Genomic DNA, 17,622 nt, shown 5'->3' with positions numbered 1-17,622 from the left:
GATCAGCCGGCGAGCACGGCCTCGGCGGCCGCGATGGCCTCCTCGGCGCGGGACACGTCCTCGCCACCGGCCTGGGCCATGTCGGGCCGTCCGCCGCCGCCCTTGCCGCCGAGCACCACGGCCGCCGCCCGCACCAGATCCACCGCCGACACCCGGTCGGTGAGATCCGCGGTCACGCCCGCCGCAACGGCCGGCTTCGCGCCGGTGTCGGCGATCAGCAGCACCGCGCCGGAGCCGAGCTGCGCCTTGTGCTCGTCGATCAGGCCGCGCAGGTCCTTGCCGGTGACCCCCTGCAGCACCCGGCCGATGAAGCGGACGCCGCCGATCTCGCGCGCCTCGGCTTCCTCGCGCGGGCCGCCGGCCAGCGCGAGCTGCTTGCGCAGGTCGGAGACCTCGCCCTGCAGGGCCCGACGCTCCTCCATCAGCGCGCGCACCCGGTCCGCGATCTCCTCCGCCGGCGCCTTCAGCACCGCGGCGGTGCGCGACAGGGCCGCCTCGCGCGCCTCGATCCAGTCCAGCGCCGCGGCACCGGTGAGCGCCTCGACCCGGCGCACCCCCTGCGCGGAGGCGCTTTCCCCCACGATCTTGAACAGCCCGATCTCGCCCAGCCGCGCCACATGGGTGCCGCCGCACAGCTCCAGCGAATAGATCTTGCCGGCAGCACCGGTGTCCCCCGGCGCGCGCGCGCCCATGGAGACCACGCGCACCTCGTCGCCGTATTTCTCACCGAACAGCGCCTGCGCGCCCAGGTCGCGCGCCTCGTCCGGCGTCATCAGCCGGGTCTCCACGCTGCCGTTCTGGCGCACGTAGCGGTTCACCTCGGCCTCCACCGCGGCGATCTCCGCCGGGCTCATCGGGTGATTGTGCGAGAAATCGAAGCGCAGCCGTTCATCGGAGACGAGGCTGCCCCGCTGCGCCACATGCGCGCCAAGGGCGCCGCGCAGCGCCTCGTTCAGCAGGTGGGTGGCGGAATGGTTGGCGCGGATCGCGGAGCGCCGCCCGGCGTCCACCACCAGCTCCGCCCCCTCGCCACGCGTGACCGTGCCTTCGACAACCTCGCCGAAATGCGCGAACACGCCCTGGAACCGCTTCACATCGGTGATCTTCACCAGGCCCGCATCGGTGCGCACCGTGCCACGGTCTCCCACCTGGCCGCCGCTCTCGCCATAGAAGGGCGTCTGGTTCAGCACCAGGATGACGGACGTACCCGTGCCGGCACTGTCGACCTCCGCCCCTTCGGAGAGGATGGCCATGATCTGGCCCTCCGCCTGCTCCGCATCATAGCCGAGGAACTCGGTGGAGCCGAACCGGTCCGCCAGATCGAACCAGATCCCGTCGGACGCGGCTTCGCCGGAGCCGGACCAGGCCGCGCGGGCCATCGCCTTCTGCGCCTTCATCGCGGTCTCGAACCCCTCGGTGTCCACCGTGCGGCCCTTCTCGCGCAGCGCGTCCTGCGTGAGATCGAGCGGGAAGCCATAGGTGTCATAGAGCTTGAAGGCCGCCTCGCCGTGCAACGCGGCGCCCTCCGGCAGGGCGTCGAGTTCCTCGTCGAGGATGCGCAGGCCGCGGTCCAGCGTCTTGCGGAACCGGGTTTCCTCCAGCCGCAGCGTCTCCTCGATCATCGCCTGCCCGCGCGAGAGCTCCGGGAAGGCCTGGCCCATCTCGCGCACCAGCGAGGGCACGAGGCGGTGCATGATCGGGTCCTGCGCGCCCAGCAGGTGGGCATGGCGCATGGCGCGGCGCATGATGCGGCGCAGCACGTAGCCGCGGCCCTCGTTCGAGGGCAGCACCCCATCGGCGATCAGGAAGGAGGTGGAGCGCAGGTGGTCGGCGATCACCCGGTGATGCACCTTCTGCGGCCCGTCCGGGTCCACCCCGGTGAGCTGGGCCGAGGCCATGATCAGTGCGCGCAGCAGGTCGGTATCGTAATTGTCGTGCTTGCCCTGCAGGATGGCACCGACACGTTCCAGCCCCATGCCGGTGTCGATCGAGGGGCGCGGCAGGGCCGAACGCGTGCCGTCCTCGAATTGCTCGAACTGCATGAACACGAGGTTCCAGATCTCGATGAACCGGTCACCGTCCTCATCCGGGCTGCCCGGAGGGCCGCCGGGGATATGGTCGCCGTGGTCGTAGAAGATCTCCGAACAGGGGCCGCAGGGGCCGGTGGCGCCCATGGTCCAGAAATTGTCGGAGGTGGCGATGCGGATGATCCGGTCATCGGAAAGCCCGGCGTATTTCTTCCAGATCGACACCGCCTCCTCGTCGTCGTGATAGACGGTGACGAGAAGCTTTTCCTTCGGCAGGCCGAATTCCTTCGTCACAAGGTCCCAGGCCAGCGGAATCGCCTGCTCCTTGAAGTAGTCGCCGAAGGAGAAGTTGCCCAGCATCTCGAAGAAGGTGTGGTGGCGGGCGGTGTAGCCCACATTGTCGAGATCGTTGTGCTTGCCGCCGGCGCGCACGCATTTCTGGCTGGTGGTGGCGCGGGCGTAGTCGCGCTTCTCCACTCCGGTGAACACGTTCTTGAACTGCACCATGCCCGCGTTGGTGAACATCAGCGTCGGGTCGTTGCGCGGCACGAGCGGCGAGCTGGCCACGACCTCGTGCCCGGCCTTGGCGAAGTATTCAAGGAAGGTGCTGCGAATGTCGTTCAGGCTGGCCATGTGCGTGTCCTCGGGGTCTGTTCTCCGGGCGATGGCCCGGAAATCGGCACATGGTCATATCTTGGCACCGGCAGGCTGTCCACCATCGCGCGGGGGTGGAAGGCACGGATCCGGTGCGGGCGCGCCCGGCCGCGGGGGCCGGGCGCGGATCTCAGGCCTCGAGCACGTCGGTATCGCCACCGCTGCTGTCGTCATCGCCGGACATGGCGAAGTCGAGCCCATGCGCGGCGCGGATCTTGTCCTCGATCTCCAGCGAGACGGTGGCGTTCTCGCGCAGGAAGGTCTTGGCGTTCTCACGCCCCTGCCCGATGCGCTGGTCGCCGTAGGAGTACCAGGAGCCGGACTTGTTCACCACGCCGGCCTTCACGCCAAGGTCGATGATCTCGCCCAGCTTGGAGATGCCCTCGCCGTACATGATGTCGAATTCCACCTGCTTGAACGGCGGCGCGACCTTGTTCTTCACCACCTTGACCCGGGTGGCGTTGCCCACCGTCTCCTCCCGGTCCTTGATGGAGCCGATGCGGCGGATGTCCAGCCGGACGGAGGCGTAGAACTTCAGCGCGTTGCCGCCCGAGGTGGTTTCCGGGCTGCCGAACATCACGCCGATCTTCATGCGGATCTGGTTGATGAAGATCACCATGCAGTTCGAGCGCGAGATCGACCCGGTGAGCTTGCGCATGGCCTGGCTCATCAGCCGGGCCTGGGCGCCGACCTGGTGATCACCCATTTCGCCCTCGAGCTCGGACTTCGGCGTGAGCGCCGCGACCGAGTCCACCACGATCACCGACACCGCGCCGGAGCGGATCAGCGTGTCGGTGATCTCCAGCGCCTGCTCGCCGGCATCGGGCTGGGAGATCAGCAGTTCGTCGAGGTTCACGCCCAGCTTGCGGGCGTAGGACGGGTCGAGGGCATGCTCCGCGTCGACGAAGGCGCAGACGCCGCCGTTCTTCTGCTCCTCCGCGATCACGTGCAGCGCGAGGGTGGTCTTGCCGGAGCTTTCCGGGCCGTAGATCTCGATGATGCGGCCCTTGGGCAGGCCGCCGATGCCGAGCGCGATGTCGAGGCCGATCGATCCGGTGGAGATCGCCTTCACGTCCATCACCGCGTTGCGCTGGCCGAGCTTCATGATCGAGCCCTTGCCGAAGTTGCGCTCGATCTGCGCCATCGCCGATTCCAGCGCCTTCTGCTTGTCCATGCCCCGCCTCTCGTTCAGATCCAGGAGTGTCTGTGCCATTTGAGCGTACCCCTTATTTCACGATTTGCCGAGCACGGCAAATCCAGTTTGTTCGCCTGATGTTCGACACAGTACGACAGGAACACATAGCGAACAAGCCCCTTCGGTATCTGTTTGTTGACTCATTTTAGCGTCAATGGTTTAGGAATGATGAACCACGGAGCACACTCTGCATGCTGATTTCCGTCCGCCACCGGACCGCCTATCTCGCGATGCCGAAGACCGGGTCCACCTCTGTGGAAACGGTGCTGCGCGGGCAGTGCGAATTCCGGGTCGGCGGGCAGCCGAAGTTCAAGCACATGAACTTCGCGCGGTATGAGAAGTTCTTCGAGCAGATGCTTGAAAGCTATAACATTTCCGATGTCGAATCCGTGTGCCTGTTCCGCGAGCCGATCGACTGGCTGATGAGTTGGTACCGGTACCGCTCCCGCGATGAGCTGGCCGGAACCGGGCGCGGCACCCAGGGAATGAGCTTCGAGGAATTCATCGACGGCATCCTCGTCGGCGGCCAGGTGAAGATGGCCAATGTCGGCAGCCAGGCCGCCTTCGTGCGCGCCGCGGACGGGTCCGTCGGGGTGGATCACGTTTTCCGTTACGAGAATTTCGAGGCGTTCCGCGCCTTCCTCTGCGCGCGCTTCGGCACGGAGCTCGCCTTCCCGCGGCTCAATTCCTCGCCCCGCGCGCCGGCGGAGCTCTCCGCCGCACTGCGCGCCCGGCTGGAGGACGCGCTGAGCGCGGATCTCGCGATCTACCACGACATCGCCCGGTGAGCAGCGCCCCCCTTCACACAGGAGACCCCGCCGCATGATGATCTGCCCTCAGGCCCGGCTCGCCTTCTTCTCCATGCCCAAGACCGGCAGTTCCGCCGTGCTGCTGGCGCTGCGCCCGCATGCGCCGATCCAGTTCAGTGCCCCGCCGCAGGTCAAGCACATGACGCTGGTGCAATACGAGCGCCATGTGGCCCCCCTGCTGCGCGACTGCGGCCAACCGCAGATGGAGACGGTCTGCCTGGTGCGCGAGCCGGTGGACTGGCTGAGGAGCTGGTATGCCTTCCGCAGCCGCGACGTGCTGCGCAACACCGGGCGCTCCACCGCCGGGATAAGCTTCGCCCAATTCGTGGAGGATTTCATCGCTCCGGTGCGCCCCCCCCATGCGGTCCTGCCGCCGCAGAGCGAGATCGCGCGGCGGGCGGATGGCCGGGTCGGGATCGATCACATCTTCCGATACGACACTTTCGGCAATTTCGCGGAATGGCTGTCGGACCGGCTGGGCGAGAAACTCGAATTCGAGCGCCGCAATGTCTCCCCCGTGGTCGAGGACCGGGAGCTGCCGGCGGCCCTGCGGGCCCGGCTGGAACAGGCGCTGGCCGCCGATTTCAGCCTCTACGCCGACCACGCACGCTGAGGCGCAGGCCCGGCCCGTGCGCCGGACGCGCCCTGGCCAAAGCCGCGCCCTCTCTCCGATGCGTGCGGCGGCCGCGGTGCCGGGGCGCGGGAGCGCGGAAAGGACCGGGCGTCAGGAGGGCGACGGCGCCGGTGGAGCACGGCGGCGCCTGTCGCAGCCCCAGGGGCGCTGGCTGCGCCCGGTTCAGGAGAGGAGCTTGCGCACGTATCCCGGCAGGGCGAAGGCGGCGTGGTGGACTTCGGGGGAGTAGTAGCGCGTCTCGAAACCCGCGGCGCGGAAACGCTCGTCCAGTTCCTCGATCGAAGCGGCGCGCGAGGTGCCGTCCGAGCCCCAGCCCATCGCCATCGGCCCGCCGGCATAGGTGGGAATGGTCGCGAGATAGCAGGTCGCGTCGCGGAACAGGGTCCGGAAGGCGCGCATAGTGTGGGTGAGTTCCTCGCCCTGCATGAAGGGCACGCCGTTCTGGGTGACGAGGATGCCCCCCTCGGACAGGCAACGCTTCGCCCGGCCGTAGAACGTGTCGGTGAACAGCACCTCGCCCGGGCCGATCGGGTCCGTGCTGTCGACGATGATCACGTCGAAGACATCGGTGGTCTCGGCCACGAAGGCGGCGCCGTCGGCGATCACCAGCTCCAGGCGCGGGTCCTCGAAGGCACCGGCGGAGATGTTGGCGAGGTATTTCTTCGAGAACTCCACCACCCCGGCGTCGATCTCGACCATGGTGACCTTCTCGACCTCGGTATGGCGCAGCGCCTCGCGGGCCATGCCGCCGTCACCGCCGCCGATGATCAGCACCCGGCGCGCCGCGCCATGGGCGAAGATCGGCACATGGGCCATCATCTCGTGGTAGATGAACTCGTCGCCCTCGGTCACCTGCACCACGCCGTCCAGCGTCATGATGCGCCCGAAGCGCGGGTTCTCGAACACCTGCAGCCGCTGGTGGGCGGTCTCGCTGTCATAGATCATGGTCTCGATGCGCAGCGCCTGACGGTGGTCGGCGTGCAGCGCCTCGACGGACCAGGCGAAGGGCGGCATGTCGGTCATGGATCCATGTCCTTTGAGTGTGGGGGTGTAAAGGGGGCGGCACGCGCCCCGGAAACGCTTGCGGCGCGGGCTGCGGGCCGGGGACGCTCCCTGCCCGGCCCGCGCCGCTGGTCGTGTCGCCTGTCAGGCGCCTGCGCAGATACCGTCGCCGCGCAGCAGCTCGCGCACCCGGACTTCGCCGGCGTCGAAGGCCGCGCGCAGCACCTCGACCGATTTCCACGGCTGCGCGTCGCCGCACATGAACACGTCGAAGGCGCCGTAGCCGATTTCCGGCCAGGTGTGCACCGAGATGTGGCTCTCCGCCAGCACCGCCACGCCCGACACGCCCTGCGGCGAGAACTTGTGGGTGTGGATGTGCAGCAGGGTTGCGCCGCATTCCGTCACGCAGTCGCGGAACGCCTTCTGGATCCGGGCTTCCTCGTCGAGGCCCGAGCCTTCGATCACCTCGATGATGAGGTGTGTGCCGGCAAACACCTTGCCGTCGCGCCGGATGAAATGATCGTCGCGAGACGGGTCCATCACGTCCCGGTCAACCGGAGCCGTGTTGGTTTCGGTGTCACCGACAACGGCCAGATGGCCGCGATGAATCGCTTCCTCGTGGGTGGCGCCTGTCTCCAGGTCCATCCCCAGTCGGAAGAGGTTTGCGTTTTCCATGACGCGCCTCCCCTACCAGCAGATGAGATCCCAGCGGTCCCTTAGCGCCCCCCCGAGGCCGGGGTTGGGATCGGTGACCCTGAATGAGCCCGCTATCTAGGGGGCCCGGCGATTCATATCAACAGATTTTTCGTGAAGATTTCGCAGCTGCGAGACGGGCGGCGCGCTTTGCGGCCCGGATGTGACATATTGCCATTCCGTGCTAATCTCGTTCTCGTGAACTAAGAGAAGGGACAGATGCACTCATGACAGACACAGACTCGGATCCGAATCTGATCCAGACAGACTACGAAATCGGGCAGGACAATATCGTCACCAGGATCGGTCCCTTCGGGCTTGATATTCACAACCCGGTCTTCCTGATCTCGGGTCTTTCGATATTCGCGTTCGTAATTGGCACGCTGATCTTCAAGGATGCCGCCGCCGACGCGTTCCCCGCCCTGCGGGACTGGCTCACCGCGCGCTTCGACTGGGTGTTCCTGACCGCCGGAAACATTTTCGTAATCTTCTGCATCGCGCTGATCTTCACCCCCTACGGCTCCATCCGCCTGGGCGGGCCGGACGCGGAGCCGGACTACAGCTACTCCGGCTGGTTCGCGATGCTCTTCGCCGCGGGCATGGGCATCGGGCTGATGTTCTACGGCGTGTCCGAGCCGATCACCCACTACTCCACCTCCGTGGCCGGGGACGCCGGTTCGGCGGCAAGCTGGGCGCCTCTCGCCGGCGCGCCGGGCGACCAGGCCACCTCTGCCGCGCTCGGCATGGCGGCCACCATCTTCCACTGGGGCCTGCACCCCTGGGCGATGTATGCCGTGGTGGCGCTGGCACTGGCGCTCTTCAGCTACAACAAGGGCCTGCCGCTCACCATCCGCTCGTGCTTCTACCCGCTGCTGGGCGAGAAGGTCTGGGGCTGGTGGGGCCATGTCATCGACATCCTCGCCGTCTTCGCCACGCTGTTCGGCCTCGCCACCTCGCTGGGTTTCGGCGCCGAGCAGGCCACGGCCGGGCTGCAGGCGGTCTTCGGCCTGCCGGCCACGGAAACGGTGAAGATCGTGCTCATCCTGTGCATCACCGGCGTGGCGACCATGTCGGTGCTGGCGGGGCTCGATTCCGGGGTGAAGCGCATCTCGGAGATCAACATGATCCTGGCCGCGCTGCTGCTCATCTTCGTGCTCTTCGTGGGGCCGACGGGCGAGATCATCTCCGGCTTCTTCTCCAGCCTGCTGGCCTATCTGGGCTACCTGCCCGAACTGGCGAACCCCTTCGGCCGCGCGGATGACAACTTCCGCGATGGCTGGACGGCCTTCTACTGGGCGTGGTGGATCTCCTGGTCGCCGTTCGTGGGCATGTTCATCGCCCGTGTCTCGCGCGGGCGGACGGTGCGGGAGTTCATCATCTGCGTGCTGCTCATCCCCAGTCTGGTCTGCGTGCTGTGGATGACGGTGTTCGGCGGCACGGCCATCCACCAGATGATCAATGACGGGGTCACCTCCGTCTCCGACGCGGCGCTGGAGCTGAAGCTGTTCCGGATGCTGGAGCTGCTGCCGCTCTCCTCCATCACCTCCTTCATCGGCATCGTGCTGGTGATCGTGTTCTTCGTCACCTCCTCGGACAGCGGCTCGCTGGTGATCGACACGGTGACATCCGGCGGCAAGACCGAGGGCCCGGTGCCGCAGCGCGTGTTCTGGTGCGTGTTCGAGGGGCTGGTGGCCATCGCGCTGCTGATCGGCGGCGGGCTGGGGGCGCTCCAGGCGATGGCGGTCTCCACCGGCTTCCCCTTCACCTTCGTGCTGCTGGCCATGTGCTGGTGCATCTTCCAGGGCCTGCGCACCGAAACCCGCTGAGCGGCGCGGTCAAGAAGAGGGGCGTGGCCGCCGGCCGCGCCCCTTTTTCCTGCCTGGCGAGACAGGGCAGCGGCCGCATGCGCCGACATGGTGATGCGGGAGGAAGACCCTGGCAAACCCGGCCCTGGCCTGAACAGCGCGCCGCCTCGCGGCGCCGGTGCCGTTCCTCTCGGGCCTCAGTGTCACACGGATGGCGGATGTCCAGGATGCGCTGGTCTGGCCCGCCTCCGGGGCGTCGCGTTTCGAGCGGCACAAGGAGACCCTGGGCCGGATAGAGGCTCCGGCCCGTTGGTGCGGCATTTCGCACCACCCGGATGACCTCACGCGCCTGCCCGACCCATGGCGCGGCTCCGCGGGCCGCTCCGGGTCCTTCCGGCGCGTCGGGCAGTGCCTCAGGGCCCTCGAAGCGGCCGCGCCCCCGTCCTGAACGGCGACGGCCTGCAGCAGGTCTGGCGGGGAGAGTCCGGCGACCGGTTCTGCGCGCTACGCTTCCGGACCATTCGCGAGGTTGACGCCTGGGCCCGCGGGTGCGCATGCACCTTCGGCCTGGTCCGCGCCTCCGACGACACGGGCATCGGCATGTTCCGCAAAGGGTGCAACAACCGAGGCCCCGCCCCGATGACGGCCCGGCCTGCCCGGGTGTTCCGGCCCCGGGAAGGACCACGGCTTCACCGGCGCCTCGCCCCGGGCAAGGGCCCGGCTTCTCTGGCGCTCCGCCCCGGAAGAAGCCCCGGCCCGCCGACGCCCTGCCGCGGGGAAGCGCCACGGCCTCGCTCACGCCCCGCCTCGGTGGAAGGCCCGGCTTCTCTGACGCTCGACCTCGGGGAAGGACCACGGCGTCACTGATGCTCCGTCCGGATGGAAGGCTCGGGCTTCGCTGACACCTCGTCCGGATGGAAGGCCCCGGCTTCGCTGACGCTCCGCCTCAGTGGAAGTCCCGGCTTCGGGGCAGGATGCGCACGTTGCGCGGGTGGCTGGCGCGCGCGGGGTGGCGGCTGCCGGGTTCGGGGCGCTTCACCTCGTCGGCCCGCGCGAGGGTGTCGGGCATGTCCCCGGTCTCCGAGAGCAGGGAGAGCTCGTCGCTCAGGTCATCGATGCGCCCGGCGATCACGTGGATGACCTCCCCCGCCCGCTGCACAACGCCGGACACCCGCACCAGCCGCGCCGTCATCACCGCGCGGCGGAACCGGGCCAGCACCGCCTTCCAGATCACGATGTTCACCGTGCCGGTCTCGTCCTCGATGGTCATGAACACCACGCCCTGCGCGGTGCCCGGCCGCTGGCGCACCAGCACCACGCCGGAGACCTGCACCCGCTGGTTCTGCACCGTCTCGCCCAGCGCCTGCGCCGGGCGGATGCCGCGCGCGGCGTGGCGCGCGCGCAGGAAGCTCATCGGGTGCGCCTTCAGCGACAGCCGCTGGGTCTGATAATCGGCCACCACCTCCTCGGAGAGGCGCATGGCCGGCAGGCGCACCTCCGGATCGGCACCGCTGCCGGTCTGGCCCGCGGCCTCGAACAGCGGCAGGCCGGTATCGGCGCCCATGCCCCGCACCGCCCAGAGCCCCTGCCGCCGGTCCAGCCCCAGCCCGCCCAGCGCATCCGCCGAGGCCAGCCGCTCCAGCAGGGCCTGGCTGAGCCCCGTCGTCACCCGGAAGGCGTCGAGCCCGCCGAGCCAGTCCGGCACCGCGGTGAGCCGCGCCTCCGGCAGCGCAGCGCTCCCGGCGGCCTCCCGGAACCGGGCGTTCTCCGCGCCGCCCGGCAGGGCCGGGGCACCCACATCACCCTCCGCGCCCCCCGGCAGGGCCGGGGGGGCCACACTACACCCATCGCCGCCCGGCAGGGCCGGGGGGACCACATCACACCCATCGCCGCCCGGCATGGCAGGGGCGCCCACATCACACCCATCGCCGCCCGGCATGGCAGGGGCGCCCACGTCACACCCGTCGCCGCCCGGCAAGACCGGGGGACCTACATCACACCCGTCACCGCCCGGAAGGACCGAAGGACCCACATCACACCCGCCGCCCCCGGGCGCGGCTCCCCCGTCCGCCACCACCGCGGGCCCGCCCGAAGGCCCGGACGGCACCGCGGCGCCAGCCGTCTCCGAGGGCGGCGCCTCCGTCCCGTCTCGGGGCGCCCTCGCCCCCCCTCCTCCGGCAACCGGATGCGCCCAACCCGCCGGCGCGGCCTCCCCCCGCCCAGCCGGGCGGGAGCGCTGCACCATGGACCTGCCCGCGCCATGAGCCTGCGGAGGCGGGGTGCCGCTGGCCAGGGCCACCCCGCCCGGCGGCATGGGCGCCGCCCTCCCGGCAGCGCCCGCGGCCCGCAGCGTGGAGACGGCAGAGCCTCGGGCCTGCGCGACAGCGCCGCTGTTGGCCCGGTGCGCCGCGCCCGGTGGCGCGCCCCGCGCCCTGTCAGCCGAGGCCGCGCCGTCCGCAGTGAAAGCCGCAGGGCCAGGGATCTGCGGGCCCGTGTGGGGGGCGGCCATGTCCGTGCCGCCGGGTGGCGCGGCCACCTCGCTCCCCACGGCTTCCGCGCCTTGCATCGTGGAGGTCGCGGGGTCAGAGACCTGCGAACCGGGGCGGGTGGCGGCCAGGGTCGTGCTGCCGGATGGCACAGCCACCTCGCTCCCCGCGGTTTCCGCGCCTTGCACAGTGGAGGTCGCGGGGCCGGAGACCTGCGGGGCGAGGTGAGGGGCGGCCAGGGCCATCCCGCCGGGTGGCGCGGCCGCCTCCCTTCCAACGGCTTCCGTGCCTTGTTCGGTGGATGTCGCGGGGCCGCGGGCCTGCGGGCCGGTGTGGGGGGCGGCCGGGTGTGCGCTGTCCTCCCCCCCGGCCGCGCCCGGACCTTGCGGCGAGGCGGCAGCGCGGGCGCGGGCCGGCGGGACGGGGCTGCCGGCGGCCGGATGTGCCGTACGCGGCGATGCGGTCGCCTCCCCCCCGGCGGGGGCCGTGCCGCCTGCGTTCGGGGCGGTGTCGCGCCGGGCGGTCGGTCCGGGGGCGGCGGCCATGAGCGCGGCGCGGCGGGTGATGAAGGCGCGCATCTCGGCCTCGGGAAGCCCGTCGACCATGCGGAACCCCAGCCGCACGGCGGAGCCCTCCTCCCCCGGCTCCAGCGTGCAGTCCCAGTCCGAGGCGAGGACATCCACCGGGCGCACCTCCACCCCGTGGCCGCGCGCGTCGCGCACCAGCTGGGCCGGGGCGTAGAAGCCCATGGGCTGGGAGTTCAGCAGCGCCGCGCAGAAGATCGCCGGGTGGTGGCACTTCACCCAGGCCGAGGCGTAGACGAGGATGGCAAAGCTCGCCGCGTGGCTCTCCGGGAAGCCGTACTGGCCGAAGCCCTTGATCTGCTCGAAGCAGCGGGAGGCGAAATCGGCCGTATAGCCGCGGGCGATCATCCGCCCCACCATGCGCTCCTCCAGCGCGTGGATGGTGCCGGGGTTGCGGAAGGTGGCCATGGCGCGGCGCAGCTCGTTGGCCTCGTCGCCGGTGAACTCGGCCGCGGTGATGGCGATCTGCATCGCCTGTTCCTGGAACAGCGGCACGCCCAGGGTGCGGTCCAGCACCCGGCGCAGCTCCTGCGGGTCGCCATGCTCGGGCGCGGGCGAGGGATAGTGCACCGTCTCCAGCCCGTCGCGCCTTCGCAGGTAGGGGTGGACCATGTCGCCCTGGATCGGCCCGGGCCGCACGATGGCCACCTCGATGACGAGGTCGTAGAACACCTTCGGGCGCAGGCGCGGCAGCATGTTGAGCTGGGCGCGGCTCTCCACCTGGAACACGCCGATCGCATCCGCCGCCGAGAGCATGTCGTAGACGCGCGGGTCATCCGGAGGGATGGAGGCGAGGTCGTGGCCGACCCCCTCCCAGGCGCGCAGCATGCCGAAGGCCCGGGCGAGGCAGCTCAGCATGCCCAGCGCCAGCACGTCCACCTTCAGGATACCCAGCGCCTCGATGTCGTCCTTGTCCCACTCGATGAAGGTGCGGTCCGCCATCGCGGCATTGCCGATGGGCACGATCTCCTCCAGCGGGTCCTCGGTGAGCACGAACCCGCCCACGTGCTGGGAGAGGTGGCGCGGGAAGCCCAGCAGCTCGGTGGTGAGCGCCACGGTGCGCGCCAGCAGCGGGTCCGAGAGGTCGAGGCCGGCGGCGCGGATCTCCTCCGCCGGCAACTCGTCCCCCCAGGAGCCCCAGACCGTGGAGGCGAGCGCCGCCGTCACGTCCTCGGTGAGGCCCATGGCCCGGCCCACGTCGCGCACCGCGCTGCGCGGGCGGTAGGAGATCACGGTGGCCGCGAGGGCGGCGCGGTGGCGGCCGTAGCGGGCGTAGACATGCTGGATCACCTCCTCGCGGCGCTCATGCTCGAAATCCACGTCGATGTCCGGCGGCTCCTTGCGGGCGCGGGAGATGAAGCGCTCGAACAGCAGTTCGCTCTTCGCCGGGTCCACCGCGGTGATGCCGAGGCAGTAGCACACCGCCGAGTTCGCCGCCGAGCCCCGCCCCTGGCACAGGATGCCGCGGCTGCGCGCGAAGGCCACCATGTCGTGCACGGTGAGGAAGTAGGGCGCGTAACCCAGCTCGCCGATCAGCGCGATCTCCTTCTCCAGCAGCGCGGTGACCTTCGAGGGCACCGCCCCGCGGTAGCGCGCCGCGGCCCCGGCGCGGGCCAGCGCCTCGAGATGCGCCTGGGGCGTGGTGCCCTTCGGCACCGGCTCGGAGGGGTAGTTGTAGGCCAGTTCGTCGAGCGAGAACCGGCACAGGGCCAGGATGTCGCCGATGGCCGCCAGCGCCCCCGGCCAGGCGGCGAAGAGCCGGGCCATCTCGGCCGCCGGCTTCAGGTGGCGCTCGGCATTGGCGGCGAGGCGGAAGCCGGCCTCGGCCACCGTCACCCCCTCGCGGATGCAGGTGAGCACGTCCTGCAACGGGCGGCGGGCGGGGTCATGGTAATGCACGTCGTTATGGGCAACCAGCGGCAGGCCCGCGCGCGCCGCCAGCGCCGCGAGCCGGGCCATCCGGGCCCGGTCATCCCCGCCCTGCCGATGCGCGAGCCCGAGCCACACCCGCCCCGGCGCCGCCTGCCCCAGCGCGGCGAGATGCAGCGCGAAATCCGCCTCGCGCGCAGCCGCCGCGGGAGGCAGCGCGATGAACACCTGGCCCTGCGCATGGGCCAGCAGGTCATCCAGGCCGAAATCGCACTCCCCCTTGGGCGCGGCGCGCTTACCGGCGGTGAGCAGGCGCGACAGCCGGCCATAGGCGGCCCGGTCGGTGGGGTAGCACAGGGTCTCGAACCCCTCGCGGCTCACCAGCCGGGCGCCGACCAGCAGCCGCAGCCCGGCCGCCTTCGCCGCCACATGGGCGCGGACCACCCCGGCGAGCGTGTTCCTGTCCGCCACCCCGAGGGCGACATGGCCCAGCTCCACCGCCCGCGCCACCAGTTCCCGGGCATGCGAGGCGCCGCGCAGGAAGGAGAAATTCGTGGTGCAGGCCAGCTCGCCGTAGGCCGGCGGCCCACCCGGCGGCCCCCGCCGGCGCTTCCCGCTGCGCGGGCGGAACGGCAGCAGGTCCGCCGCCCCCGCCGGGGCAGGCCCATGCCCGGCACCAGCCGCGCCATCCCCGACGCCGGTCGCTCCAGACCAGACGTCGGTCGCCACATGCCCGATACCAGCCGCTCCATGCCCGGTACCGGCCGCGTCATCCCCGGCGCCGGTCCCCCCATCCCCGGTGCCGGTCCCCCTATGCCCGGTGCCGGTCGCCCCATGCCCGACGCCGACCGCTCCATGCCCGACGCCGACCGCTCCATGCCCGGCGCCGGTCCCCTCATGCCGGACGCCGGCCGCCTTCGTCGCGGCCCGGGGACAAGCTCTCGCGGACCCGGCAGCGGAGCTGCCCGGCCCGGGCGCCCGAGCAATGTGGGTCTGCGCACGCCCGGCGGGGCGGCGGACCTGCGTGGGGGCACCGGCGGCACTGGCCGCCCCGGGCATGGCAACAGGCCCGACCGGCGTAAGCCCTGCGGTGCCGCGGCCCGGCATGAGCGGGCCATCCGCGCCGCGCGCACCGGGCATGACAGCGGCACCGGCCTGCGCCAGCCCGGCGGTGCCGCGAACCTGCGAAGTCGTGACAGCGGCATCGGCCACGCTGCGCCCCCCGGTGAAACCGGTCTGCGCGGGCCCGACAGAGGCCCGGACCGGCACGGCATCGGCACTGCCCGCTTCGAGCGCCGCAGCGGCATCGGGCTGCGCAGGCCGGGTAATCCTGCAGGCCGGCGCGGGAGGGGCACTGTCCGCGTCGGGCATGGCAACGGGACCAGTCGGCGCCGGTCCGGCAGGGGCCCGGGCCGGCACGGGGGTGTCAGCGATCCTGCCCGCTCCGGGCGCCGCAGCGGCACCGGGCTGTGCAGGCCCCGCGGTCGCGTGGACCGGTGTGGGAGGCGCGGCGGGCGCGGCACGGGCCGGGCCGGGGATGGCAGGGGCGCCGGCTTGTGCGGTGCGACGGGTGTCGAGGGCTGGCGTGAGAGTGTCCGGCAAGGGCGCGTCGGGCACGGCAGGCCGGTGCAGGCTCTCCCGGCGGGGCATGGAGAGCGTGTTCGCCGGCGCGGGAGGCCGGGACGGCTGGAAAGAGGTCGGCCGGCGGATCATGCGAAGAGCCCGTGCAGATACCATTCCCCCCGGCCGGCCGCCGGGCCGCCGGGGGCAAGGGCGCGGCACAGCCAGTACTGGCAGCCCTCGCGATCCTCGACATGGTAATAGTCGCGCACCGCGGTGCCACGGGCGTCCGGGTGCCACCATTCCGGGGCGATCCGCTCCGGCCCGGCAGCGCGGAGCACCACCCGCCGCACCCGCCGCCAGACGAACTGCAGCGGAGGGCCGTCGGGCAGCGCGGCGGTCACCTCCACCGGTTCGGGCCGGGGAAGCAGGCGCAGCGGCCGCAGCGGGGCGGCTTCGGGCCAGGGGCCGGGATCGGCGCTCCGCACAGCCGCGCCGCCGCCCCCGGAGGCGCCGACCGCCACCCGGCGCATCGCCCGCTCCGGCAGGTGGCTCGCCACCGGGGCAAGCTGGTAGACGCGCCGCCCGCCCAGCCGGTTGGCCAGCGTGTCGACCAGGGTGAACATCGCGCCTGGCAGGCCCGGCTCCAGACCAGCCCCGTCACGTTTCCCGATGCCCGGCCCGGAACCCGCTCCGCCAGCGCCCCTTCCCGGGCCCGCCGCGGCACCTGCCCCGCCAGTCATCCCGACGCCCGGCCCCGGGCCTGCTCCGCGCGCCAGCCCGGAGCCCCTTCCCGGATCCGAGACGGTGCACGGGCTGTCAGCCCTGCCCATGACCGGGCCGCCGGCCGATGACGCGGGCATCCCGCGGCATCTTTCGGGGGCCGATACCCTGTCCGCCCCGGGGCCCGCTTCAACGGCAGTGCCGGGGGGCGCCTCGGGGCCCGGCCCGGCGCCTGTGCCGGTCACCAGTCCCATGCCCGGCCCGGAACCCGCTCCGCCAGCGCCGCTTCCAGGGCCACCTGCCCCGCCAGCCGGCCCGACGCCCGGCCCGGAGCTTGCTCCGCGCGCCAACCCGGAGCCCCTTCCCGGACCCGAAACAATGCGCGGGCTGTCAGAAATGCCCATGACCGGGCTGCTGCCCGCTCCAGAGGGCATCCCTTGGCGCCTCATCGGGTCCGATCCCGTGCCCGGCGCGGGTGCCACTCGCACGGCCGGTCCGGGGCCAGTTCCGGCGTGCCTTCCGGGGTTTGCCCCGCCGGAGACGCCGGTGCGCCCGTCCATGCCGGGCAGGGCGTCAGGCCGCCCACGCGCGGGGGGCGGAGCGACGAAGCTGTCCTGCCGGGCGTCGAGCGCCTCGACCCCGGAGGCCGAGAGCACGAAGGCGTCGATGCCGAAGCCGCTGTCGATCTCCTCCAGCCGGCCGGCGAACAGCCGCCCGATCCGCGCCGCATCCCGCGCGGGCCGCGCCAGGCGCACGCGCACCTCGCTCATGCCGCCATCGGCGCGAAAGGCGCTGAGGGTGAGGAGCCGCGCGCCGCGCCCGTCGCGCTCCAGCAGCCCGGCGAGGCGCAGCAGCAGGTGGTCGAGCACCATGGAGGCCGCGCTCACGTCGATCACCGGCTCGGGCAGCACCTGCTGCACCCGGTAGAGCGGCGGCGGCGAGAGCGGGGCGAGCGGCTCGTCCACCGCACCGGTGATCTGGTCGAGGCGCAGCCGCACCGAGAGCGCCGCCTCCCGGCTGCGGAAGCGCCGCTCCAGCGCCACCCGCGGCAGGGCGCGCAGCCGGCCCACGGTGGTCAGGCCCAGCCGGCGCAGCAGCACCACCCGCTCGGGCGCAAGGCGCAGCGCCTCCACCGGCAGCCGGTCGATCCGCTCCGCCATCTCCGCCGGCAGGACAATCTCGCGCCCGGCCCCGAAGCCCGAGAGCGCCCGGGCCAGCGCGGGCGTGGGCGCCAGCCCGGCGCGCACCGTCAGCCCGGCCCGGGCCAGCCCGTCGAGACAATCGGCCAGCAGCGCCGCCTCGCCGCCGAAGAGATGCGCGCAGCCCGTGGTGTCGAGCAGCAGCCCGTCCGGCCCGTCCATCGCCACGATCGGGGCATGGCGCTGCGCCCGGCGGGCGAGATGCTCCAGCAGCGCCCGATCGGCCTCCGGCGCGGCCTGCAGCACCCGCAGCCCCGGGCAGGCGGCCCGGGCATCGGCAAGGCTCTGCCCCGGCCGCGCCCCGGCCCGCAACGCCTCCGGCGCGGCGGCGGTGATGCGCGTGCCCTGCCCCGTGCGTTCGACGAGCACCAGCGGCCCGGCG

General features: G+C 71.6%; 9 protein-coding genes and 1 pseudogene. 3 read left to right on the top strand and 7 right to left on the bottom strand.

From position 1 onward, the window contains the following. Positions 1–2 precede the first annotated feature (2 nt). Together alaS and recA are read right to left on the bottom strand one after the other, a co-directional pair. Positions 3–2,660 (bottom strand): alanine--tRNA ligase, encoded by a 2,658-nt coding sequence (gene alaS / locus FDP22_RS12240; protein ID WP_138578916.1) that lies wholly within the window; start codon positions 2,658–2,660, stop codon positions 3–5. Between the two features lie 151 nt (positions 2,661–2,811). After that, positions 2,812–3,855, bottom strand: coding sequence for a recombinase RecA (gene recA, locus FDP22_RS12235; protein WP_239031763.1), 1,044 nt, complete (start codon positions 3,853–3,855; stop codon positions 2,812–2,814). Between the two features lie 212 nt (positions 3,856–4,067). Here recA and FDP22_RS12230 point away from each other — a divergent pair, with 212 nt between their 5' ends. Both FDP22_RS12230 and FDP22_RS12225 read left to right on the top strand, forming a co-directional pair. Continuing rightward, a complete protein-coding gene (locus FDP22_RS12230) occupies positions 4,068–4,664 on the top strand; it encodes a sulfotransferase family 2 domain-containing protein (protein WP_138578920.1) in 597 nt (198 codons plus the stop codon). Positions 4,665–4,698: 34 nt separating this feature from the next. Beyond that, positions 4,699–5,298: a gamma-glutamyl kinase gene (locus FDP22_RS12225; RefSeq protein ID WP_138578922.1), complete on the top strand. Its 600-nt coding sequence runs from the start codon at positions 4,699–4,701 to the stop codon at positions 5,296–5,298. 183 nt (positions 5,299–5,481) lie between these two features. Here the strand turns inward: FDP22_RS12225 and speE are convergent, their stop codons facing one another. Further along, positions 5,482–6,342, bottom strand: coding sequence for a polyamine aminopropyltransferase (speE, locus tag FDP22_RS12220; protein ID WP_138578924.1), 861 nt, complete (start codon positions 6,340–6,342; stop codon positions 5,482–5,484). Positions 6,343–6,465: 123 nt separating this feature from the next. Next, entirely contained in the window at positions 6,466–6,996 is a 531-nt protein-coding gene (gene speD, locus FDP22_RS12215; protein WP_138578926.1) for an adenosylmethionine decarboxylase, read from the bottom strand. Between the two features lie 245 nt (positions 6,997–7,241). Here speD and FDP22_RS12210 point away from each other — a divergent pair, with 245 nt between their 5' ends. Continuing rightward, on the top strand, positions 7,242–8,840 hold the full coding sequence (locus FDP22_RS12210) for a BCCT family transporter (RefSeq protein ID WP_138578928.1): 1,599 nt from the start codon (positions 7,242–7,244) through the stop codon (positions 8,838–8,840). Between the two features lie 925 nt (positions 8,841–9,765). Here FDP22_RS12210 and FDP22_RS24925 read toward each other — a convergent pair. The 3 genes and pseudogenes from FDP22_RS24925 to FDP22_RS12200 all read right to left on the bottom strand — a co-directional run bounded on the left by FDP22_RS24925 (position 9,766) and on the right by FDP22_RS12200 (position 17,609). Then, positions 9,766–10,233 carry an OB-fold nucleic acid binding domain-containing protein gene (locus FDP22_RS24925; protein ID WP_239031941.1) on the bottom strand — a complete coding sequence of 156 codons (468 nt, stop codon included), beginning with the start codon at positions 10,231–10,233 and terminating at the stop codon, positions 9,766–9,768. 1,626 nt (positions 10,234–11,859) lie between these two features. Next, positions 11,860–14,394 (bottom strand): annotated as a pseudogene (locus tag FDP22_RS24920) (error-prone DNA polymerase); the annotation flags it as partial. A 1,073-nt stretch (positions 14,395–15,467) separates the two neighbouring features. After that, positions 15,468–17,609 carry a Y-family DNA polymerase gene (locus FDP22_RS12200; RefSeq protein ID WP_277884153.1) on the bottom strand — a complete coding sequence of 714 codons (2,142 nt, stop codon included), beginning with the start codon at positions 17,607–17,609 and terminating at the stop codon, positions 15,468–15,470. Positions 17,610–17,622: the final 13 nt, after the last annotated feature.

Origin of the sequence: Paroceanicella profunda, assembly GCF_005887635.2 — a bacterium.
Lineage (GTDB): Bacteria > Pseudomonadota > Alphaproteobacteria > Rhodobacterales > Rhodobacteraceae > Paroceanicella > Paroceanicella profunda.
The sequence above is the reverse complement of the archived record's forward strand: the minus strand, read 5'-3'. Positions and strand labels throughout refer to the sequence as shown.

Excerpts from the sequence above, each read along its gene's own strand:
- speD (WP_138578926.1), bottom strand. The coding sequence starts at position 6,996 with ATGGAAAACGCAAACCTCTTCCGACTGGGGATGGACCTGGAGACAGGC.
- FDP22_RS12210 (WP_138578928.1), top strand. The coding sequence starts at position 7,242 with ATGACAGACACAGACTCGGATCCGAATCTGATCCAGACAGACTACGAA.
- FDP22_RS12230 (WP_138578920.1), top strand. The coding sequence starts at position 4,068 with ATGCTGATTTCCGTCCGCCACCGGACCGCCTATCTCGCGATGCCGAAG.
- speE (WP_138578924.1), bottom strand. The coding sequence starts at position 6,342 with ATGACCGACATGCCGCCCTTCGCCTGGTCCGTCGAGGCGCTGCACGCC.
- FDP22_RS12225 (WP_138578922.1), top strand. The coding sequence starts at position 4,699 with ATGATGATCTGCCCTCAGGCCCGGCTCGCCTTCTTCTCCATGCCCAAG.
- alaS (WP_138578916.1), bottom strand. The coding sequence starts at position 2,660 with ATGGCCAGCCTGAACGACATTCGCAGCACCTTCCTTGAATACTTCGCC.
- recA (WP_239031763.1), bottom strand. The coding sequence starts at position 3,855 with ATGGACAAGCAGAAGGCGCTGGAATCGGCGATGGCGCAGATCGAGCGC.
- FDP22_RS24925 (WP_239031941.1), bottom strand. The coding sequence starts at position 10,233 with ATGAGCTTCCTGCGCGCGCGCCACGCCGCGCGCGGCATCCGCCCGGCG.